The sequence below is a fragment of the Nocardiopsis sp. FR4 genome, from assembly GCF_009830945.1.
GTDB lineage: Bacteria > Actinomycetota > Actinomycetes > Streptosporangiales > Streptosporangiaceae > Nocardiopsis.
In genome coordinates this window covers 57,806-78,718 of the sequence record NZ_VWVV01000030.1, presented here as the reverse complement: position 1 = coordinate 78,718, position 20,913 = coordinate 57,806, and the positions used below count along the sequence as shown (strand labels likewise).

Sequence of the window (20,913 nt, the reverse complement as noted above, 5' to 3'; positions counted from 1 at the left end):
ATGACACACCAGCGCCTTCGCCAGATCGCCGCCCTCGCCACCACCCTCATCCTCCTGGCCGGACTGCCCTGGCTGGCCACCACCCTGACCTGGCCCACCCTCGACCTGTCCTGGACCAGCGTCGAGGTACACCTGCGCAGCGGGCGCCTGCCCGCAGGCGTGGGCACCGCGGCCCTGATCCTGGCGCTGTGGACCCTCTGGGGCCTGTACCTGGGCGTCCTGATCACCGAAGCGGTGGGACGCCTTCACCACCGCCCATCCCGGCTCCGGCCCCTGCGCCCCCTGCAACTTCTCGCAGCCACCACACTCGGCACACTCGCCGTCTCCCCGACCGTGGCCCATGCCGCACCCGCGACCGCCACGGTCTCCGAAGCCCCTGCCGAACCCAGGTCCCCCGAGGAAACCGGACCAGAGGCGCCACAGCAGGACGCACGAGAGCCGTTCATCGTGGACCGCTCCCGTCTCATCGACAGTTTCGGCTACGACTCGGCCGAACTCACCGAGGAGATGACCGAGGACGTGGAGGCCACCGCCGACCTCATCGCCCAGCACGGCTCCCCAGAGCTACCGATCACCGTGACCGGACACACCGACGCCGCGGGCGATCCCGACTACAACCTCGACCTGTCCCAGCGACGCGCCGAAGCGGTCGCCGACGTGCTGCGTACGCACCTGGGTGAGGACGCCGTGATCGAGGTGCACGGCGAAGGCGACCGCTCCCTGCTCGACACCGACGACGACGCAGAGCAACGCCGCGTGGAGATCTCCTACAGCGTGCTCGTCACACCACCGGCACCGGACAGCCCACCAACACCCGAGGTCCAGGACGCCCCCGAACAGGTCCACGCCCCCGCGGTGGGCATTTCCCTGCCCGGCGGGCTCATCCTGGCCATGACCACCGGTGCCGCCGGTGTGGTGGCAGGGATGGCCCTCGAACGCCGACGCGACCAACCGCAGCACCCCCAGCTCCAGGGCGAGACAATCGCCGAACACGACGAGGCTGAGAGCACACGCCACACCGCCGAAGCGGCGTCTTCACCAGCCACACCCCCGGATCCCGAGGAAGGCCCGCCTCCGGACCTGGCGATGATCGACCTGTCCCGCGCTCCCGGCGTGGGCATCACCGGCCCCGGAGCAGAGAGTGCCGCCCGCACGCTCGTGGCCCGTGCTCTGGACCGGAGCGAAAGCGCTCTGAACGTCGTCGTGCCCAGCAAAGACCTGCGCCTCCTGCTGGAGGAGACACGACGCCTTCCCCGCCTCGGCGAAGACGCGTCGATCATGGTGACCGACACGGTTGAGGACGCCCTGAGTCTCCTCCAACTCCAGGTCCTCACCCGCCACCGGGCCGCAGAGGAAGACGACAACGAAGACCAGGACGCCCCCCTTCAAAGCGGCCCCCAGTTCGTACTGTTGACAGGCGCGGACACGGCCGTGGCCGCAGAGATCACCTCCCTGCTCGGCCACACCCGGAACGCACCACTCAGCGCCGTCCTGCTGGGCCCATGGCCGGACGGGAGCGGTCCGACCCTGAGCATTGACGCCCAAGGCGTCATCACGGCGGCCGATGCGCCCTTCGCCGAGGTCATCGGCCACCGCTGGGCGCCCACCACCACCGCTGAGCTGCACCAGTCACTGCTCACCCACCACCACAGGTTGGCCGGAGACGCGACCAACACCGAAGAGGCAGACCGGGCGGACGCCGAGGCAGCGGAGGCCAATCCCAACCCAGCACCACCCGCGGACCAAGGAGGGGCTGAGGGTGCTGTATCCGTCACTGTGCTGGGCCGCATCACGCTGGCCGTTCGCGGCCAGCAGGTTCGTCCGCACCGCCGAGCGGCGTACGAGGTGCTGGCCTACCTGGCCGCCCACCCGGCCGGGGTACGCCTGGAGGCGGCTGTCGACGCGATGTGGCCCCAGGACACCGGGCACCGGGCCATCAGACGCTGGCACGACGCCTGCACCGCCGTGCGCACCTCCTGCCGCCCCCTCCTGGGAGAGGAGGCGACCGCGGTCATCCTCCATGACGGCGACCTCTACCAACTCAACCCCGACCTGGTGGTGTGCGACCTGTGGAGGCTGGAACAGCTCCTGGACGACGCGACCGACAGCGATGACGCGGCGGTCCTGGTAAGCAGCGCCGCGGCCATGGTGGACGGCGACTTCGCTGACCAAGCGGACTACTTCTGGGCGGAAGAAGTCCGGGAGAGAATCCGAAGCCAACTTCTCGGAGCGCTGACTGAGTACTCCAAAAAGGCAGAACCACGCCAGGCGATTTCCATGCTGAACAGAGCGCTCAGGCTTGACCCCGTCGCTTCTGAAGCTGCTCAGGAGTTGGCCAGGCGGTATGATGAAGAAGGCGACGTGAAATCCGCAAAGCGAGTGCGAGAAAAGCACCAGATGGAGCTGCGCCATGCGGAGTAGAAAAGCTCTTTCGTATTTCGCGTCTCTGTTTGGCCTTTCGTGGTCGTCGTTCTGATTCTCTTCCTGGTTTCTTTTTCTGCTCCTGCTTGGCTGGCCTCTGGCCCAGCCGCAACCCCCGCCCTGCCCCCCGCCCTCCTGGCTGGCTACCCCTTGCAATGACGTTTGTGCAGTTCAAGGCGTGGGTGAGGGTGGTCGGCCCACCGCCTGACTGGTGCCGCATGCGGCCCTAAAAAATTCTCTCGGCATCGGCGGGCCACGCCCCTCTTGGCGACATGGCGGCCATTCGAGGCGTCTTTTCCTTCCCTTCATTGTTCCCAGCGGATGCTTCTCTTTCTTTTTTGATTGATCTCATCGGCGTTTATTTCTGCACTTGCCTCTTTGGTGATGTCGCCTTCTTTGTGCTTCTTTGTGGGTGGCGCCGACTGCCATGAAAAGGGGTGAAAAAATCCCTCTGCGGTGTTTATTGATCTGTCCATTTTGGGTATGATCTTAAGTGACTAGCAGGGAGATGATCATATGCCTACCGTGTCAATCCGGCACGACGTGGGCGGGCCTTTTGGTCTGCTCAACGCGCGTGAACCTTTCCAGTCCCACGGCGCCATGTCCGCCTACGGATTCCCGCCCTCCCGTACCGGTCTCCTGCCCTGGGAATGGGTTGAGGCTTACCGGGCGGACCGGGAAAACCCGGGAATCTCCTATGTCGTCTACTCCTACCAAACCCCAATCGCATGGGTGCGTAAGGACGGAGAGACGGTCATTCCCGATGTCGGGTATTCGGTGACCACCACCAGGCACCAGGGTCTGTGCCGCGCGTGGCTCTAGGTCGACTGTCCGGCAGTACGCGCGTCACCTCCTGCGCGTGCTGCCCACTGTCGGCCTAGAAAACGCCAACGCGGAAGGAAAGCACATGCCTAAGCGCGTTCTTTACCTCGGTGTCTTCCACGGTGGCCACTGTCACCCGTTCGGTGACGTGACCAGCGAAGGGGAGGCGTTCACCTCGCGCGCGGACGCCTGGTACCAGCTCCGCCAACGCGTGACCGGGAACGGCCACTGTGAGGTGTCCTATCCGGTCATCAGCGACGACGGGGACATGGTGCGCACGCGACCGTCCGAACGCACCGACAACGGTTTCCCGCTTCTCCCTGAAGACGCCTTTGTTGACCTCTACCGCGTGGTTCCCAGTGAACACAGCGAATGGGGTTACCTCTCACCCGAACCGGAATGCAGGATCATGCTCGGGCCGCGTGGCGGAATGCGTTGCGAGTCGTTCTGATTCTGGCCGTGACGGTAGGCCACAGTGCACGCGTTCTGTGGCTTGCCACCGGGGCCACGAATCCTCGGAAACACAACACCGACCGTTTCCTTGGGGGAAACATGACTACCGTTCTGGAAAGGACACACGAGGTCGATTCCACGCGCGCCACGACCGGTGCGTTCACCACCACGCGCGCCACCCTGGTGGACGCGTTGGCGACGGTAGGCGTTGCCGTCGCGGCGCGTCCGTCCGTCCCCGTTCTGGCCGGGGCACTGCTGGAGAGCGACGGAACGGACCTGTTGGTGCGCGGCTTCGACTACGAGGCCGCTGTCACGGTGCGCGTTCCCGATGCGGTGGACGTCCCCGGGCGTGTGCTGGTCTCGCATCACGAACTGTCCAAGCTGCTCAACGCCATGACGAAGGGCATGCGCAAGCGTGACGCGGACGGCCTGCCGGTGACCGTGCGCGTGCGTGACGGTCACTTCGCCACCGTGGAGGTGGCGGACAGCGCCATGCCCATGGAGCTGTTCCCCGTGGAGGACTACCCGGACCTGCCCGAGTCCCCGCCCGTGTTCGCCCACGTGGACGGTGACCGGTTCGTCGCGGAGACCCGACGGGTGCTGCGCGCGGTGGGACGTGATGACACCCTGCCCATGCTGACCGGCATGAAGGTGGACGTCCGCGACTACGGGCTGACCCTGGCAGCCACGGACCGCTACCGGCTGGCCGTCGGGCACGTGCGCGCGGACGTCGTCACCGACACCGCTCCCGACAGCGGTGTCCTGATCGACGGCGCGCTGTTGGGCAAGACCCTGCCCAAACTCGGGAGCGACATCCGACTCGGCTACGGCCCTGGTCCGTTCGGGGACCTGGTGTCGCTGCAGAGCGGACCGGTGTCGGTGGTGGCGCGCCTGCACAACGATGGCGAGTTCATCGATTACGCCAGCATCCTGCCCACCGAAAGGGTGGGGACGGTGGTGGTCGACCGTACCGAACTGGTGACCCAGACCGAACGGGCAGCCGCTGTTCTGGCAGCCAAGGGCCACAAGCACAACCCGGTCACGGTCACGGTGGCAGCCGACGCGCTGCGCGTGTCCCCCTACCTGGGGGAGGGGGCCCAACACGTGCGCACGCGCACCCTGGCAGCCCGTACCAGCGGCATCGGTGATCTGACGTTCGGACTCGACCACCGGTTCTTCACCGAAGCGTTGGAGAGCTTCACCGGAGAGTCCCTCACCCTGCACCTTCAGGGGCCGGAAAAGCCGTGCGTGCTCACTGACGCGCCCGACGGGCTGAACGATCCCACGGCGTTTCGCCACCTGCTCATGCCCCGGCGACTGACCAGCTAGCGCACAGGTTCCGGCCGCTGCGCCGCGCAGCGGCCGGAACACCACCGCGCGCACGTCCCCGCCTTCACCACACCCTGCCGACCGCGCTGCTGCGCTGCGCGTGCGCTCTCGGTCGTGCGCTCAACCCCGATCAGAGGTCACACACGGACCTGTGACCTGTGACCGCAGTTGAGACACAGCACGCAACCCAGGGAGGAGCCCGATGTCTCCCCGCAAATCCAGGAAACTCACGCCCGAAGAACGACGTCAGCGGCTGACCCAGGTGCAGGAACGGCTGAAGACCGCCGTGGCTGATCTGACCAGCAGCGACGGATGGCACGCCATGGTGACCTCGCGTGCCTGGTTGCGCCGCTACTCGGTCAACAACCTGATGCTGATCCTGCACCAGTACCCCGACGCACGTGACGTGCGCGCGTTCGGCGCGTGGTTGAAAGTCGGCCGTCACGTGCGCAGGGGAGAGCGGGGCATCCGCATCCTCGCGCCGGTTCGCTACCGCGTGGAGGAGGAGAGCGAGTCCACGGAGACCGACGACACCGGACGGCGCTACCAGGTACGCGGCTTCACGGTCGAAACCGTCTTCGACGTCTCCCAGACCGACGGTGACCCGCTGCCGGAACCGGCCAACGCAGTGCCGGTGGAACTGCGGGGTGCGGCTCCCGAACACCTGTGGAACCAGGTAGCCGCCATGGTGGCCGCACGCGGATACAAGCTCGAACGCGGTGACTGCGGCGACGCCTACGGCTACGTCGACTACCGCACCCGCACCGTGCGCGTGCGCGACAACGTCGACCCCGCGCAAGCGGTCAAGACCCTCACACACGAGCTGGCGCACATCCTGTGCGACCACCACACCCGCACCGGACTGACCCGCCAACGGCGGGAAGTGGAGGCCGAATCGGTGGCCTGTCTGGTCAGCGCGGTCATGGGACTGGACACCTTGGCCTACTCGGTGCCCTACGTCGCCGGATGGGCCGACGACACCGACGCGGCTCACACCTCGGCGGAACACGTGATGGCTGTCGCCGACCAGATCACCGAACACCTGGTGGAACACGCCCGGCAAGCCGTGGCCTGATGCCCGACCCCTGTCAGGGGCGTTGTGCAACGCCCCACCACGAAAGGAGAGCAGCCGTGGCCGTGCTGACCGTGGAAGTGTTCGCACTCGCACCGGACACCGCCGCACCGCTGAACCAGAGCCAGCAGTACGACCTCTTCACGCGGTTCACCGACGCGATCACCGTGCTGACCACGCCCTATGGCCCCGTGGTGGTCATGGGCAGCGCGGTCGACACCTACGACAACGGCGCCCTTGTACACGCCTTGTGCGTGGCCACTTCCGGAGAAGAGGCCACCGAGACCGTGGCCGCACACCTGGAAACGGCGATGGCCGCCGACACCGAGACCTTCGCCCGCTGGGAACTGGCTGCGGGGCGAACCTCGGTGCTGTGCAGCGACAACTGATCCCGGCTCCACCAACGTCGGGCCGGATCACCCCACACGGAAGGAGTACACATGATCACGCTCACGCATACCCGGATGCGGGTGCCCAACGACCGGATCCGTGTCACCAGTCTCAAGCAGGTCGACGTGGGTTGCGGTATCGCCTGGTCGGCCGTGCTGCGCGCTGACCGGCGCACGCTCGGTGCCATCACCAACGACGGCCACGGCGGGGCCACCCTGTTCCGTCCCGAGGACTCCGAAGCCCGGAACACTGTGGACCGCTTCGTCTCCAAGTGCCGGGACCACCACGGCGAGTCCATGAGCGAGGAGTCCGTCTTGGACAACCTCGCCAACGAGTACGAGTACGCGCGTGACGTCGCCCGAGCAGAGCGCGCGGGTCAGTACCTGGTGCGCTACTTCGACCGCGTCGACATCCCCGGATTCATCCGCTTCGAGCTGACGCGCACGGCGCCGCCCGACTACGACGGGGCCCTTCGGGCCACCGCTCGGCTGACGCTGCCCGAGGAGGCGGTACGCGCCGAACTGTGGATGGGACAGCGGGGATGGATCGAGTTCCACCGCACCGAGGAAGCGGACGACCAGTACCCACAGGGGCCACGGTGAGCACTCGCTCCCGATGAGCCGGGGCTGACCTGTAGGCCCAGGTCAGCCCCCACCGCACCACCGAGAACCAACGAGATCACATCGCTGAACGAGGAGATACGGCATGACCAGCCTATCCAGCGCGCCTACGGCGGGCGCTGCCGTGCAACCCGGTACCCACCAGGTCATGGTGTGGCTGTGCCCCGCCGGACAGCTCGCCCACCTGGTGCCGCTGCCGCCCGACAGTGCCCGGGAACTGGCGACCCAACTGACCACCGCAGCCGACGTCGCCGACCAGCTGAGCAAGGAGGAGTCGTGAGCACGCGCGGAGCCATCGCCGTTCCCACCACCGGCAAGGGCTGGTGGGGGCGCTACCACCACTTCGACTCCTACCCCACCAAGCTCGGAGCCGAGCTGTTCCGGCTCTACCACGACACCTTCGACCGCGACCACGAAGCCATGGCGCAGGTACTGGTCAAGGACCACCCGGCAGGCTGGTCCACGCTGATCCGGATCCACAGCCCGTCGGTGTTCGAACGTGAGCACTTCGAGCACGCCGGGTTCATGAACCTGGACGATCCCGACTACGGCCTCTACCCGCTGTGCTACTGCCACGGGCAGCGCGAGGAGGAGGAACAGGTCCTCACCTGCCGGTGTCCCACCGACCCCACGGGATGCGCCCCGGTGTTCATCGAGTGGGCCTACGTCATCACCCCGGCCGGTCTGCTCGCGCTCACCTCCTGGCACCCCGACCCCGGGGCCGGGCAGGCGTTCGTCCACCGGCCGGTGGCGTTCGTGGACTGGGACCGCGAGACCGAACCGGACTGGGAACAGGCGCAGCGGCGCGCTCGGCTGATCGAGGTCGCGAACCTGACCCTCTAGGGAACGCGCACCGGACCCGGGACACAGAAAAAGGGTTGGCCGGACACAGCCCGGCCAACCCCGGTCGTGACCTCTAAGTGACTAGCAGAGAGATCGACCGCTCCCACCGTAACGCAACGGCCCTCGCGTACGCACGAGCACCCCGAACCCGGCTCACGCCGCCCGGCGACTCGTGCCTGTGCAACCACCACGGACGCGGCCTTGCCGGTGTGCTCCGAGTGCCCTGAGGGCCATATGCGCCGTCGAGGAGGCAACCCACGATGTCCATCACCATCCGCCACAACCGCACCGAAGGGACCCTGGTCTTCGGCACCGCCAAGGGTGACGGTGCCGCTCCCGCGCTCAAGAGCGCTGGGTTCCGTCCGTCCCGCAACCTTCCCGAGGGAGCCTTCTGGTACCTGCCGCACTCCCGGGACAAGGCCGCCCAGCGCCGACGCATCACCGAGACCGCAGACGCACTGCGTACGCACGGGTTCGACGTCGAGATCGACATCGACGACACCACGCCCGGCCGCTCCTTCGCTGAGGCCGAAGAGGAGCGGTACGAGCAGGCAGCCCAGCGCGCGGACCGCTACGGCACCTACGCCAGCAACGCGGCTGGCCGCACCCAAGCCCATGAACAGGCCTACCGGGCCATGGCAGAGCAGTGGCCGCCCGGCCAACCGCTGATCTCCGATGCCGCGCGGCGCTCGCACGCCCGAATGATGGCAGCCGACGAACGGGCCCAGAGCGAGGGACGCAAGGCCAGCCACTGGTCCTCGCGCGCCGATACGGCCGCGCGCTACCAGAGCGCTCGCCAGGACATCCCGACCACGCTGCGGCGCATCAAGAAACTGGAAGCCCAGCAGCGCCAGCTCGAACGTGAGCTGGAAGGGCGCGTGGAACTGCTCTCCAAGAACGCCGCACCGCCCGAGGGCGCCGTCAGGCTCGAAGACACCCCTTGGGGCACCGCCTATCGGCTGGTTCCCGTGGGAGACCACCGGGCCCGGCTGGAAGCCGACCTGTTCCAGGTCACCAGGACGCTCGCCTACTGGCGTGACCACGTGGCCCACGCCGAGCAGGAGGGGGCCAAGGTCTGGAGCGCGAAGGACTTCGTCAAGGGCGACTTCGTCAGGATCCACGGCACCTGGGTGGAAGTCCTACGGGTCAACCCCAAGTCGCTGACCGTGCCGTGGGCGCACCTGTGGGTGGGCCAGCGGGTCTACACCCGCGCCGACGCCGAAGCCTCCCAACGGGGCCGTCGCCCCGACGGCAGGCTCTACACCGATCTGCTGCCCTATGACAAGGTCACCGCCCGCGCCAGCGCCGAGGACATCCGCCGTAGGTTCCCCGACCGCGACATGCCGTGACCGTACACGCAGCTCCGGTTCGGCGCACGAGCAGTTATGCGCCCACCTGTGCGTACGCACTGCCCATGGGGTGCGGACGGGTCATCACAAGCTGCCAGCACGTCATCCATTCCGCCCCGCCTTCATGAAGGGAGATCCCATGCTCACGCTGCCCCACACCGGGATGCGGGTACCCCACACCGGCATCCGGGTCGCCTACGTCACGCCCACCGGGGTCGGCGAAGGAATGTCCGCTGTCGTCAAGGACGGGAACCGGACGCTCGGCGTCATCACCATCAGCGCCCGGCGTGACTTCGCGTCCCTGGAGATGACCCAGAAGAACCGCAGGATCCTGGAGCGGTTCGCTGACCAGTGCCGAGACCGTGACGGCCGACCGCTGCCCCACGGCGAGGTCTGTGACCTGCTGGTGGCCGAACGCCACTATCAGCAGGAGGTCGAAGAGGCCCAGCGTGAACAGCGCGTCCTCATGCGGACCTTCTCCCGTACCGGCCCGCCCGAGCTGCACAGCGTCGGAGCACAGGGGCCCGTACCTCCCGGTGCCGAACTCCAGGTGTGCGCCGCTGTGGAGCTGGGGCCCGACGTGGTTCGGGCCGAGGCCTGGCTGAACGGCCAATGGGTGCAGGTCCATCCCGTCACAGGTACCGCCGAGTGAACCCCAGTGTGGGCTCCCTCCATGGAGGGCTCATGCTCAACAGGAGGGGTCGACCCGCACGGGTCGACCCCTCCTGTCACTGCGAGGGCTGCACCGGCCGGACGGCACCGGCGAACGCGTTCGCGTAGTAGGGCATATCGATCGGATCTAGCCGCACGACCTTGCCGGTCCCCGGGGCGTTGATCATCTGCCCCTCCCCGACGTACATGGTCACGTGCCCTGGCTGAGGGTCGGGGCCGACGTTGAAGAACAGCAGGTCCCCCGGCTCAATCTGGGACAGGTCGACCCGTGTGCCATGAGCGAACTGGTCGGTGGTCACGCGGGGGATGGACACACCGGCGGCTTCCCAGGCGCGCATAACCAGCCCCGAACAGTCGAAGGCATCCGGCCCGCTCCCACCCCATACGTAGGGCTTGCCGAGCTGTTCCAGGGCCCATTCCACAGCCCGGCGGCCGACCTCGCTGCCTCCCTCGGGCCCCGCACCGGTCGACAGCCGGTCGTAGCGGTCGATGTGGGCCATGACCTGGTCCACGTACCAGTCGGCGGGGTTGTACCGGAACAGAGCCTTCTCCAGATCATCCCGGTGGGAGAAGTCCACCGGTGCCCCTCGGGCGCTCTGGCACAGCTCGACCGCGGTCGAGGCGACGGAGTCGTACACGTTGTGCGGGTCAGCGCGGCCGTCCCCGTTGCCGTCGACTCCGTACCTGTCCCAGTTCGCGGGCAGGTGCTGGGTGAGTCCCACGGCCCGGTCGTACTCGGCATCGCCGTCCCACTTACCGTTGTCGGTGTCGTGGTGCGGGGTGAGGTTGCCACCGACACCGGAGCCGTCCAGCTGCGGGCCGACGAACGGCGGTTCGGTGGTGCCGTCCGGGGCGATGGTGACCGTGGCTCCGTGGTCGGACTCCACCACTCCGACACCGGCGAGAACGGACCAGCGCATGCCGGTGCAGTGGGTGTACTCCGGCCCCTCCAGGATTGTGGGGCCGCGCCCGTAGGCGTCCAACAGGACCGGGTCGATCCCGTCCACCTGCTCAGGAGCGGAGGTGCTGGGCGTATCGAAGGCGGAGAGCGCCACCGAGACCACCAGCACGGGTGCCAGGAGGGCACCCGTGCCGAGGAGCAGCCCGCAGCCGAAGCTAGCCATAGGCCTCCCTCCAGTCGAACAGGGGCGGCTGGTGCGCCTCCCCTTCGATGAGGCCCGTCAGGCGGCGGGGGCGCAGGTGCGGATCGTCCAGGCGCGTCCACACCCGCTCGGCGGGGTGGTCGCCGTGGACCGCGGTGGCCACCGGTACGGGGGTGGTGGCGCCCAGCGCGCGGCGCACGTGGGCTTCCCGCTTGCGGGAGGGCAGGTAGAACAACACGATCCCGCGCACGTCAGCGGTCGCGGCCAGTTCGTGGTAGGCGTCCAGCTTGGCCGACAGGCGACGCAGCCCCTCGGTGCCGTTGTCGAACTCCAGGAAGAAGGAGACCGAAGCGTCCCCCACGGTCCACACCCCGGCGCCGTCGGGGCGCACGATGTCCCCCCACAGGTCGGCGCATTCGCCCTCGGTCCACCACCGCAGGTGGGCGTCGTGGGCCTCGTCGCGGGTGTGCGCGTACAGGTCGGTGAAGACCTGGTTGATACCCAGGGTGTGGGCCAGCCGGGTGCTGGTGGCGTTGGCCAGGGCCCGGTCGCGCCGGTAGCCGAACTCGCGCAGGGTCATGCCCTCGTCGGCGGCCAGAATCTCCGCGCCGGGGGCGTCGAGGACGTAGTGCCACGGCGAACCGCCACGCGGCTGCCAGGGGCGCAGGCGGTCCAGGGCCCGGAGCCGGTACAGGGTGGCGAGCCGCTGTTTGGCGGTGTTGTAGGAGTTCCACCCCAACGCGGTGAGCTGGTCGGTGGTGAACACCTGGTGCCGCCAGATGAGCCGCATGAGGTGGCGGTCGCGGTCGGTCAGACGCCGGGCCAGGGTCTTGATCACCTCGGGGGAGCTGCGGGGGCGGACGGGGTCGCGGTGGTCGGGGCGAAGGACGACGGACACGGCGAAACCTCCCAAGGGGTGGTGGCTAGGGTCGGACGCGGTTGGCTCTCGCGGCCTTGCGCACGGCGGTGGCCCGGCCGGGGACGGGCGGGGGCAGGGGTCGGGTGCGCAGGGTGAAGGCCGGGCTCAAGGCGCCGTGGGTGACCAGGCGCGCGGCTGCCTGGTAGTGGGCCAGGTGGGACAGGTCGTGCTCGGTGAGTTCGGGCTGGACGTGGCGTACCAGGGCCCGGGCGTCTTCGGGGCTCAGGTCGAAGAAGACTTTGGAGCGGGCGTTGGTGCTGGTGGCCTCACGCAGGTCCCGGGGGAGCTGGGCCAGATCCTGGTGGGCGAGCACCAGGCCGGCCCGGTAGGCGCGCGCTTCGGCGAGCATGTCGCCCAGCCCGTAGGGCAGCGTCAGGAAGTTGTGCGCCTCGTCCAGGAAGACGCCGATGTCACGGCGCTCGGCCTCACGCTGGCGGGCCCTGGCCAGCACGGCGCTCCAGGTCTGGGCCAGCACCAGGGACCCCAGCAGGGCGGAGGTGTCCTCGCCCACGACCCCTTTGGGCAGACGGGCGATGACCACGGCATCGCGGTCGAGCAGCTCGGGCAGGTCCAGCGAGTGCTGGGGCCGGGCGGCCAGCAGGTCACGGGCGAAGTCCCGCAGCAGCACGGCTCTGAGCTTGTTCAGCAGCGGAGCGGTCGCATGGGCGCGGGCCTGATCGGACAGCCCCTCGTACCAGCGCCAGAACCCGGCCAGGACCGAGTCGCTGTCCAGGTGGGCCGTGGCCCGGCGACGGAAACTCGTGTTCTCTAACAGTCGGGGCACGTTGGCCAGGGACGCCTGCGGGGTGGCCGAGAGGGTCAAACAGCACGAGCGCAGGATGTCGTCGGTCCGTGGCCCCCAGGACTCGCGGTAGATCCGTGAGAAGATACCGGTGACCAGGTCAGCGGTGCGCACCGGATCGCGACCGCCCAGCACGTTCAGACTCGGGGGAGGGGCGTCGTCATCGGGGTCGATCAGGATGACCCGGTCCATGGCCGACTCCGGTATCCGGGAGAGCAGCAGGTCGGACTCGCCCTTGGGCTCGATGATCACGCAGCCGCGCCCCTTGGTGATGTCGTCCAAGGCCATGCCCATGAGCAGCGTGGTCTTCCCGACACCGGTCCCGCCGATGATGTGGGTGTGCTGGCGTGCGTCAGCGGTGCGCTGGGCCACGGTGCGCCGTTCGCTCTGCTCGGCCGTTCCCAGCACGCGGGCCTGGGGCATGTCGGTGGCTACCTGCGGCGGGGGCGGCACCGGTCGGGCAGGAGCTCGTTGCAATCCGGGAACCGTTTCGTCCAGGGGCAGGTGGGCGATGGCGGCCAGCTCGCGCGCGGTCAGCAGGTCACCTGAACCCATGGTGCGGGCTCGGGCCCGCTCACGGGCCCAGAGCCACAGCCGGCGACGCTGGTAGTAGTTGTGGCCGCTGAAGACCGCCCACGCGGCGGCCACGGCGTGCGCGCGCCCCCGGCGCCGCTGCCGGGAGGCACCGTCACGGCCGGGAGACAGGACCAGGTAGCGGATCTGTGTCTCCAGGCGGGGCTGGGTGGACTTGTTCAGGATCGCCTGGATCTCCCGCCCGGCCTCAGGGCGCAGGGCCAGCAGGCTCGCCGCCCGGTGCCGCCCCGGAGTGAGGGCGTCGAAGGCGTTGGAGCGCGGGGTGTAGTCATAGCGCAGCGACGCCGCGGCCCGGTTGGCGCGGCGCAGCCGACGCCCGGTGACCGGGCGCACCCCCACCTGAACCAGGACCTCCTCGTCCTTGGCCAGATCCCCGGCCGCACCGATCAGGGCGCGCAGGGGGTCTTCCTCGAAGCGGTCCTTGATGGGGTAGTGGTCTGGGCGGGCGAGGCGGACCGCGCCCGCGTGGGCGTACGCCTCCTCGCGCGGGCTGGCCACATGACGGACGCTGACCGAGGCTCCCGGCCAGGCAGACGAGATCGCACGTTCGACCATGCCGGGCGGCAACGGGCCGGGCACCCACATACGGATGTGCAGCCCGTGCACGCTCATGGTGTACTCCCACACCAGGTGGGGTTGTCCGAATAGCAGGCGTTTCCACCAGGGGCGCAGCGTGCCCAGCATCTGACGCCACAGATCCTCGGCTCCAGCCAGATCGCTCTGGGGCGGGGGCAGGATCTCCACCAGGCGAGCGTGGCGCCCCCACCCCCATTGCCGCACCCACCTCACGATGTGGCCGAGGATGATCAGGCCCATCACGCCGGGGGGAAGGGCCATGAGAAGCAGCAGACCGTGGTCGAGGGCCACCTCGGCCACGAAGGTTCCCACGGTGGTAGGGAGTTCTCCCACGTCGATGAACCAACGGGTCACAGCAACTCCTCCCCGTCCTCGTCCTCCCACAGAGGGAAGTCCTCGCCGGTGTGGGAGGAGGCCAGTTCGGCGGGGTCGGTGGTGACTAGGGCGTGTTCGGCGTCGCTGGCCACCACCCGGTAGGCCACCCGCAGGTCCGCGCCGCTGCACAGCAGGGCATCACCGGGGGAGGCGGTGAGCAGGTACTGCTGTTCGCCCTCCGACAGGGAGAAGGCCTCGGCGACCTGGCCGATGGCCTGGGGTGCCTGCCGCATGAGGATCTGGGTCGCGCTGTTGGCGACGATCGCTTTGCCCAACTCGCTGCCGAGCACGTCGGCGGCGTCCTGGGTGGCCAGCCCGAACGCGGTCCACCGCTTGCGCGCGGCCTTGGCCAGCCGGAACAGGAACTTCGCCCCTTCGGGCTCGGACATGAGGATCCACCCCTCGTCCACGAGCACCATGCGCGGGTGGTCGGGGGTGGCGTCGGCCACGGTGCGCCAGATCGAGTCCAGCGCCATCAGCGTGCCGACCGCCTTGAGCTCCTCGGGCAGTTGGCGCAGCGACCACGACACCAGGTGCCCGGTGGGGCGCTGGGTGGTGGGCGCCCGGAACAGCTCGCAGTAGGACCCGCTCACGAACGGCTGGAGCTGGAGGGCCAGGTCCTGGGCGTGCTCGTCGGAGTCCGCCTCCAGGGCGGCCACCAGGTCCTTCATGAGCGGAGCCGGGCGTGACCAGGTCTTCTCGTCGGCGGTGATCCCGGCAGCCCGGTAGGTGGCCACCAGGGCGCGGTCCAGTGCGGCGCGGTGCCGCGCGGACAGGGCGCCGCCGAGCATCACCGCCATCAACGTGTGCAGGAACAGCGCGCGCCGGGACACCGCGTCGCGCCGGGCGGAGGCGTCCAGCGCCAGGTCGAGCGGGTTGAGATGGACGTCCGGGGCGCCGAGTCGGATGACGGTGCCGCCCACCGCCTGGGTCAGACGGGTGTACTCGTCCTCGGGATCGATGACCGCGGCGGTTACCCCGGTGTACAGGGAGCGGAGCAGGTCGAGTTTGCAGAAGTAGGACTTGCCCGCCCCGGATCGGGCCAGGACCACGCTGTTGTAGTTGTCGCCCGCCCACCGGTCCCAGACCACCACGCCCGCGCTGCTGACGTTGAGCCCGTAGAGCACGGCGCGGTCGCTGGTCTGTACGGCCAGGTCCGGGCTGGCGAAGGGGAAGGAGGCGGACAGGGCGGCGGTGTCCATGCTGCGCCTTTGGCCGAGCAGGTCCACACCCAACGGCAGGGCGGAGACCCACCCCTGGAGTTGGCGGTAGGAGGCTGGGCGCAGGTCGAGCAGCATCGAGGAGCACAGGGAGCGGACGTGGTCGACCTCCTCGGCCAACTCCTCTGCCGTGCGCGCGTGGATGGTGAGGTAGAGCCCGACCCGGAACAGCTTGCCCTCGCCCCGGGCCAGGGAAGCGGCCATCTCCCGGGCGTCCTCAGCGGCCACCTCGGCCTCGAAGTCCTCCAGTTTGCCCTTCTCCGCCGTGGTGCGGCTGGAGGCCTCCAGCCGGGACATCTGTCTGCGCAGCCGGTCGGCGGCGGTCTGCGCGGGGACCGGATCGATGTGCAGGGACACGTCGAGTCGCCCGGGGTAGGTCAGCAGGGGTTCCATCCACCCGTGGCCGACCTCGGCGGGGTAGCCGGTCACCGCCCAGCTCGCACTGACACCGCCTCCCACACGCAGGTGGCGAACAGCGACCTCCACCTCGGCGGCCACCAGCCCCTCACCCCCGGCAACCGGGGTTTTCTTGCGGGTGAACACCTCAGGCCTCCCTCTCGTAGACGGGACCCGTGATCACCGCATCGGGGTTGGCGAGCCCTTCCGCGGGGGTGTGCTTGCTGGCCGGTTCGGCCGTGGAAGAGAGCACCGCGGCGACCTGGCCACCGGTGAGCACGTGGGCTCTGGAGCCGGCGGTGGCCAGCCCTCTCACCGCGTCCTCGGCGCGTCGCCGCACTGTGACGGCCCCGTGCGAGACGTCACCGGGCTCGGTGAGCACCAGGACGATCTGGCGCCGCAGCAGGTCACGGGACTGGGACATGTCAGCCAGGTAGTCGGCGTGGTCGCGGGCCGCACGCTCCAACGCCGGGTGCGGCAGGTGCGGCGCCGCCTGGTCGAGGGCGTCCACCAGAGGGTCCAACCGGATGGACTCGGCGCGGATGAGGAACTGCACGGGGGTGGTGAGCGAGTTCAGATAGGACGCGAACCCGTTCACCAGCCCGGCCTGCTCGTCGGGGGTGCGCAGCGCGAAACTCACCGTGGAGCAGGAGACCAGGACCGCGCACCCGTGCTCGGCTAGATCCACCACCCCCTCATCGGAGATCGCCCGCACCGGCAGGTTGAGCGGGGCCGGTAGCGGTGGTGCGGTGGCGTCGACCCACGAGGGCATCGGAGCCGCTTCGCGAGGCCCCGTCGTTCGGCGCTTGGGGGAGCGGCCGAAGCGCAGCGCGGCCAACAGCAGACGGTCCAGGCTCAACCCGTCGCGCTGGACCAGGGCAGCGGCCACCGCGGCACCCATTACCGGGACCGCTACGGCCACGACCACCAGCGGCGGCACCAGGTGCCCCAACGCCGAGTAGGCGGCCCACACCCCGACCCCCGGAACACCGATGATCACCAACTGCCGGGCGGTGAGCCCGGCCAGGATCTTGTCCTCGCGCTCCACATCAGCGGGCATACGTACACGCGACACTCACGACCTCCTTCGAGGACGGGGACGAGACTGCGAACGAGGCCGGGCGGGGGCAGCGAACAGCGCGGGCTGCTGGGGGCGTGGCCGGGGCGGCGGCAGGTTCCGGGCACCCGGCAACATCTCCTGCCGCGGCTGAGGTTCGCTCCACTGCGGCAACGGCTCCTGCCGCCACCGTGCCTTCGCCCTTGGCCGGGGGCGCGGCAGTTCGGGTTGGTGATAGCGGCGCCGCTCCCGCAACCGGGCCTGGGCACGCCGGTCGATCTGCCGGTCCATCCCCGGCAACGCCTCCTGCCGGTAGGGCAGCCGCGCCGAGAAGTCCGGCAACTCGGGCTGGTGCCACCTGCGCGCCACAGGAGGGGGAGCGGGTGCCGGTGCCGCAGCCGGGGCACGGGCCGTCCCGCGTGCGGCGCCAGCGGCGGCTGCCCCGGCCTTCTTGGCCGCGAACGCCTTACCCAGGCCCCGGAAGACCAGCAGGCTGACCGCGAGCTTGGCCCCCTTGACCAGGGGCGACTTCTGGTAGTTGAACACCTGCTTGAACGCCCAGAAGGGGATGCGCACCATCACGTACATGCAGCACAAGATCAGCAGGACGTCGGTGGTGTCCTGGGCCGCCTCGACGAAACCCGGGGCGGCTCCCCGGGACAGGAACAGGGTCACCACCAGGCGCAGCACCAGGGCCTGAGCGATCTGGATGACCATCAGCGCGCCCATCGCCCGCCACCACAGGCGCGCGAGCCCGTCGAGTTGGGGCAGGGCGTGGCAGGCCAGCGCCAGGGGAGCGGTCACGGTCAGCAGGAACCACAGCACGATCCGCACGATCGCCGCGAGCAGGAAGAAGAAGGACAGCAGCGCGGCGATGAGCATCATCAGCATCACCACGACGGCTTCACCGCGCGGATCACCCAGCACCCGTCTCAGCGTGGTGGTCAAGTTGTCGACGGTGACCGCTCCGTCGAGCATGTTCACGGCGATGCCGTTGGCCAGCTCACGCATCATCTCGGTGAGCAGGAAGGAGGAGTTGGCGGCGATGAACCCCAGCACCACCCGGGGCAGCAATTCTTTGACCCCGGCGGAGGTCTGCACGGTCTGGTAGCTCATCAGCAGCACCCCGGCGGCCACGACCACCAGGACGTACAAGGTGTTGGTGACGGTGAGGACCTCACCCCACGCCGTCCTGACCCCGTCGGTGGGCACAGGGGTGGCCAGTGCGGGCAGCGCCGCCAGCGTGATGGTGAACTCGACACTGTCCGCGATGAACTCGGCGACCCAGCCGTAGAAGCCGACCGAGACCCGGCATCCGTAGTCGAAGGTCCCGCACTCCTCAGCATCGGTCGGCACGGGCTCGCCCGGTTCCTCGACGGTGTCCGCGGGAAGTGGTGCGGCCACCACACCCGCGGGCGATCCGACCAGGACCGCGCCGCTGAGGAAGACGACGAGGGCCGCCGCAGTCCACGGGCGCATCACAGCCCCACGAACCCGCGCAGGATCTGCACCAGGATCGGGGCGAGGGTCGCCACCAGGTAGCCCAGCGCGGCGTACTTCAACGTGTCCTTGGCCTTGTTGACCTCGCCCGGATCGCCTCCGGCCAGCAGGTAGCGCAGGCCGCCGATGGTCAGCAGCAGCGTGGCCAGCACCACCAACAGGCCCACGATCCAGTTGCGGATGTTGGTGATGACGGTGTCCAGGTCGCTCACCCCGGGGTCCTCGGCGTCCTGCGCCCAGGCGGGCCCCAGGTCGGCCCAGCCCAGGAGCAGGCTCGCCGCCACAACGCAGACCAGCAGGGGGCGGAGCCAGTTCTTGAACGCCTCCATGATCTCCACCTCGTTTCGGTGAGAACCCGCAGAACGCGGCAGGGCCACATGGAGCAGAGGCCGGGGCGAAGAGCCGACTCCTCCTTTCGGTCAAGGGTTGTATCGGTGGGCGCTTGACACCGCCTTCGCCCCGGCTGTCGTGATCCCTCTGCGGGTGAGGGGGAATCCCCCCTCACACATCAAGAGGAATTCAGAGCCCGAAAGCGCTCATCGCCTCCGCGGTTTTCTTCTCCTTCAGGGCGGCGACGAGCTTGGCCTCGGCCATGCGGCGCCAGCGACGTGCGGTGATGTAGGCCAAGCCCAACTCCTGGGCGACCCGGGCCAGCGTGCCGCGCTCCAACCGGGTCCGCGCGACCAGGTCGGCCTCCACCGGGGACAGCACCCCCGCGCGGACGGCCTCGGCCAGAACCGTGACCGGGCCCCGACCGCTGATGGCCTGGTCGGTGGTGTGCGCGTTGGGGTTGTACTCCACCCACCGGTGCGCATCGCGCAGGTGACGGTAGCCGTACCGGCTGGCGGTGTTGGCCACCGCCGACCACAACCGCGCCCCCACATCGGCCACGTCCGGTGGAAGGGAGCGCACCTGTTCCACCAGGGCGGTCAGCATTTCCGCCTCCACGTCCGGGACGTGCTGGGCGGGCACGCGCGCGTACCGGGCACAGGCGATGACCATGCGCGGCAGCATCGCCCCGGCCGCGATCACCGTCCAGGTCGCCTCACCCGCCCGAGAACGGGCGAACAGGCGATGCCAGAGCGCATCGGCCACTTCCGCGGGGGCGTGACGCAACAGCTCCAGTACCTGGGCGGCACCCACCTGCACCGCGTCGACCTCACCCAGATCCCCCGTCGGCAGGGCTGGCTGGTCCGGCCCAAGGGTGAGCAGATCCACGGATTGCCGCAGCACCTCAAAGGGCCGCTCATGGCTGTGCATCGTGAAGACTCCCTTCGTGTCGGGAGTTCCATGGAGCACAACGCGCTTCGCAGGAAATGAGCAGGAGGGGAGCAATAATTGCTGCTCACGGCATGCGTGATATCTGCTTACGGACCGGCGAAGCCCCTCTCCTGTACAAGCGTCTCAATACCGCAGAAAAGAGGGACCTGGCCATTCCCGTGAAGGGCCGTGCGTACGTGTTGCGTACTCGGCCGGTGAAGATGAGCGCAAACGCCACCCTCGTTCCTCTTGATAGGTAGAGGCGTTCGACACCGGCCGACCACCACCGATGACCCACCCCACCCCACCCCGGCAACGACTGCTGCTTCTGGACGGCAGCCCCGGAGCGACCACCCTGCTGCTCCTGGCCGCACACGGAGCGCTCCCCGCCTTCGACGCCGTCCTGGTTCCCGACACCCGGTGGTATCCGCCCCGGACCTATCGCTACCTGGAGCGGCTCCACCACATCGCCGCCGAGGCCGCCAAGCCCTGGCACTGGGCCAAGACCAGCGACACCGCCCAGGAGTGCCTGAACAGTCACCGGTCGTGCCCCCTACCGCTGTTCACCCTCACCCCGGACGGCATCCCCGGACGTCTGCCCCAGGTGTGCGCCCGCCGTCAGGGCATCTCCCTCGCCGACACCACCCGCCGTCTGCTCGGCTGCCCCCGCCCCACCTCGGTCCCCGAGGGGGTCGTGGCCGAGTGCGCCACGGGGGAGGCTCTCGAACACGCTCACCACCCCTTGGCCATAGGCCCGCGCTACGTCCGCTTCCACCGTCCCCTGGTCGATATCGGCTGGACGAGCACTGACTGTGCCGCCTTCCTGGCCCACTACGAACTGCCCGCAGACCTGGACCTGGCGTGCACAGCCTGCCCGATGCGCTCCAACCGGTCATGGCGGCACCTGCGTGCCACCGACCCGGCAGCGTTCGCCGACGCGGTCGCGGTGGACACTCTCATCCGGCACGGCCACCCCGAAGCGGCATCACACGGCATGCCGCCCGGCACCACCTTCTTCCTGCACCCCGATCGGATCCCCTGGATCAGGTCGACCTGACCGCTGGCACCGATGCCTTTCCGGGCGGCTGCATGCCCTGGGCATGCCACGGCAAGGACATCGACTCCGCAGCGGATGGGAGT

At 69.0% G+C, this 20,913-nt stretch carries 20 protein-coding genes; 11 read left to right on the top strand and 9 right to left on the bottom strand.

Annotated features, from left to right (window positions below; all coding sequences use genetic code 11):
• Nucleotides 1–2,421 (top strand): AfsR/SARP family transcriptional regulator, encoded by a 2,421-nt coding sequence (locus FYW95_RS23245; RefSeq protein WP_160050829.1) that lies wholly within the window; start codon nt 1–3, stop codon nt 2,419–2,421.
• A 305-nt stretch (nt 2,422–2,726) separates the two neighbouring features.
• Here the strand turns inward: FYW95_RS23245 and FYW95_RS23240 are convergent, their stop codons facing one another.
• Nucleotides 2,727–2,897, bottom strand: a complete 171-nt coding sequence (locus FYW95_RS23240) for a hypothetical protein (RefSeq protein ID WP_160050828.1) — start codon at nt 2,895–2,897, stop codon at nt 2,727–2,729.
• 383 nt (nt 2,898–3,280) lie between these two features.
• Between FYW95_RS23240 and FYW95_RS23235 the strand changes: the two genes are divergently transcribed.
• From FYW95_RS23235 to FYW95_RS23195, 9 genes are all read left to right on the top strand, one after another.
• Nucleotides 3,281–3,694 carry a hypothetical protein gene (locus FYW95_RS23235; protein ID WP_160050827.1) on the top strand — a complete coding sequence of 138 codons (414 nt, stop codon included), beginning with the start codon at nt 3,281–3,283 and terminating at the stop codon, nt 3,692–3,694.
• A gap of 101 nt (nt 3,695–3,795) precedes the next feature.
• Entirely contained in the window at nt 3,796–5,025 is a 1,230-nt protein-coding gene (locus tag FYW95_RS23230) for a DNA polymerase III subunit beta (protein WP_160050826.1), read from the top strand.
• 202 nt (nt 5,026–5,227) lie between these two features.
• Nucleotides 5,228–6,100: an ArdC-like ssDNA-binding domain-containing protein gene (locus FYW95_RS23225; RefSeq protein WP_236572287.1), complete on the top strand. Its 873-nt coding sequence runs from the start codon at nt 5,228–5,230 to the stop codon at nt 6,098–6,100.
• 56 nt (nt 6,101–6,156) lie between these two features.
• Nucleotides 6,157–6,486: a hypothetical protein gene (locus FYW95_RS23220; protein WP_160050825.1), complete on the top strand. Its 330-nt coding sequence runs from the start codon at nt 6,157–6,159 to the stop codon at nt 6,484–6,486.
• Nucleotides 6,487–6,537: 51 nt separating this feature from the next.
• Nucleotides 6,538–7,089: a hypothetical protein gene (locus tag FYW95_RS23215; RefSeq protein WP_160050824.1), complete on the top strand. Its 552-nt coding sequence runs from the start codon at nt 6,538–6,540 to the stop codon at nt 7,087–7,089.
• A gap of 103 nt (nt 7,090–7,192) precedes the next feature.
• A complete protein-coding gene (locus FYW95_RS23210; protein WP_160050823.1) occupies nt 7,193–7,387 on the top strand; it encodes a hypothetical protein in 195 nt (64 codons plus the stop codon).
• Complete coding sequence (locus tag FYW95_RS23205; RefSeq protein WP_160050822.1) at nt 7,384–7,950, top strand: hypothetical protein; 567 nt, start codon at nt 7,384–7,386, stop codon at nt 7,948–7,950. Before FYW95_RS23210 ends, FYW95_RS23205 begins: the two co-directional genes overlap by 4 nt.
• 260 nt (nt 7,951–8,210) lie before the next feature.
• Nucleotides 8,211–9,299, top strand: a complete 1,089-nt coding sequence (locus tag FYW95_RS23200; RefSeq protein WP_160050821.1) for a DUF3560 domain-containing protein — start codon at nt 8,211–8,213, stop codon at nt 9,297–9,299.
• Nucleotides 9,300–9,438: 139 nt separating this feature from the next.
• Complete coding sequence (locus tag FYW95_RS23195) at nt 9,439–9,951, top strand: hypothetical protein (RefSeq protein ID WP_160050820.1); 513 nt, start codon at nt 9,439–9,441, stop codon at nt 9,949–9,951.
• Nucleotides 9,952–10,027: 76 nt separating this feature from the next.
• On the opposite strand, the gene FYW95_RS23190 is transcribed toward FYW95_RS23195, so the two are convergent.
• From FYW95_RS23190 to FYW95_RS23155, 8 genes are all read right to left on the bottom strand, one after another.
• The gene (locus tag FYW95_RS23190) at nt 10,028–11,095 is read right to left on the bottom strand and encodes a C40 family peptidase (RefSeq protein WP_160050819.1); all 1,068 of its coding nucleotides are present in this window, start codon (nt 11,093–11,095) and stop codon (nt 10,028–10,030) included.
• Entirely contained in the window at nt 11,088–11,972 is an 885-nt protein-coding gene (locus FYW95_RS23185) for a replication-relaxation family protein (RefSeq protein ID WP_236572286.1), read from the bottom strand. The genes FYW95_RS23190 and FYW95_RS23185 overlap by 8 nt, the downstream gene beginning before the upstream one ends.
• Nucleotides 11,973–11,997: 25 nt before the next feature.
• Nucleotides 11,998–14,319 carry a type IV secretory system conjugative DNA transfer family protein gene (locus FYW95_RS23180; protein WP_160050818.1) on the bottom strand — a complete coding sequence of 774 codons (2,322 nt, stop codon included), beginning with the start codon at nt 14,317–14,319 and terminating at the stop codon, nt 11,998–12,000.
• On the bottom strand, nt 14,316–16,103 hold the full coding sequence (locus tag FYW95_RS23175; RefSeq protein WP_236572285.1) for a VirB4 family type IV secretion system protein: 1,788 nt from the start codon (nt 16,101–16,103) through the stop codon (nt 14,316–14,318). The genes FYW95_RS23180 and FYW95_RS23175 overlap by 4 nt, the downstream gene beginning before the upstream one ends.
• 1 nt (nt 16,104) lies before the next feature.
• Nucleotides 16,105–17,031 (bottom strand): PrgI family protein, encoded by a 927-nt coding sequence (locus tag FYW95_RS23170; protein WP_236572284.1) that lies wholly within the window; start codon nt 17,029–17,031, stop codon nt 16,105–16,107.
• Nucleotides 17,032–18,492, bottom strand: a complete 1,461-nt coding sequence (locus tag FYW95_RS23165) for a TrbL/VirB6 family protein (RefSeq protein WP_160050816.1) — start codon at nt 18,490–18,492, stop codon at nt 17,032–17,034.
• Nucleotides 18,492–18,842 (bottom strand): pilin, encoded by a 351-nt coding sequence (locus FYW95_RS23160; protein ID WP_160050815.1) that lies wholly within the window; start codon nt 18,840–18,842, stop codon nt 18,492–18,494. Before FYW95_RS23160 ends, FYW95_RS23165 begins: the two co-directional genes overlap by 1 nt.
• A gap of 190 nt (nt 18,843–19,032) precedes the next feature.
• On the bottom strand, nt 19,033–19,731 hold the full coding sequence (locus FYW95_RS23155; protein WP_160050814.1) for a hypothetical protein: 699 nt from the start codon (nt 19,729–19,731) through the stop codon (nt 19,033–19,035).
• A gap of 331 nt (nt 19,732–20,062) precedes the next feature.
• Here FYW95_RS23155 and FYW95_RS23150 point away from each other — a divergent pair, with 331 nt between their 5' ends.
• Nucleotides 20,063–20,830, top strand: coding sequence for a hypothetical protein (locus FYW95_RS23150; protein ID WP_236572283.1), 768 nt, complete (start codon nt 20,063–20,065; stop codon nt 20,828–20,830).
• Nucleotides 20,831–20,913: the final 83 nt, after the last annotated feature.

Excerpts from the sequence above, each read along its gene's own strand:
- FYW95_RS23245 (WP_160050829.1), top strand. The coding sequence starts at position 1 with ATGACACACCAGCGCCTTCGCCAGATCGCCGCCCTCGCCACCACCCTC.
- FYW95_RS23240 (WP_160050828.1), bottom strand. The coding sequence starts at position 2,897 with ATGGACAGATCAATAAACACCGCAGAGGGATTTTTTCACCCCTTTTCA.
- FYW95_RS23230 (WP_160050826.1), top strand. The coding sequence starts at position 3,796 with ATGACTACCGTTCTGGAAAGGACACACGAGGTCGATTCCACGCGCGCC.
- FYW95_RS23225 (WP_236572287.1), top strand. The coding sequence starts at position 5,228 with ATGTCTCCCCGCAAATCCAGGAAACTCACGCCCGAAGAACGACGTCAG.
- FYW95_RS23215 (WP_160050824.1), top strand. The coding sequence starts at position 6,538 with ATGATCACGCTCACGCATACCCGGATGCGGGTGCCCAACGACCGGATC.
- FYW95_RS23210 (WP_160050823.1), top strand. The coding sequence starts at position 7,193 with ATGACCAGCCTATCCAGCGCGCCTACGGCGGGCGCTGCCGTGCAACCC.
- FYW95_RS23200 (WP_160050821.1), top strand. The coding sequence starts at position 8,211 with ATGTCCATCACCATCCGCCACAACCGCACCGAAGGGACCCTGGTCTTC.
- FYW95_RS23195 (WP_160050820.1), top strand. The coding sequence starts at position 9,439 with ATGCTCACGCTGCCCCACACCGGGATGCGGGTACCCCACACCGGCATC.
- FYW95_RS23190 (WP_160050819.1), bottom strand. The coding sequence starts at position 11,095 with ATGGCTAGCTTCGGCTGCGGGCTGCTCCTCGGCACGGGTGCCCTCCTG.
- FYW95_RS23165 (WP_160050816.1), bottom strand. The coding sequence starts at position 18,492 with ATGCGCCCGTGGACTGCGGCGGCCCTCGTCGTCTTCCTCAGCGGCGCG.
- FYW95_RS23160 (WP_160050815.1), bottom strand. The coding sequence starts at position 18,842 with ATGGAGGCGTTCAAGAACTGGCTCCGCCCCCTGCTGGTCTGCGTTGTG.
- FYW95_RS23150 (WP_236572283.1), top strand. The coding sequence starts at position 20,063 with ATGACCCACCCCACCCCACCCCGGCAACGACTGCTGCTTCTGGACGGC.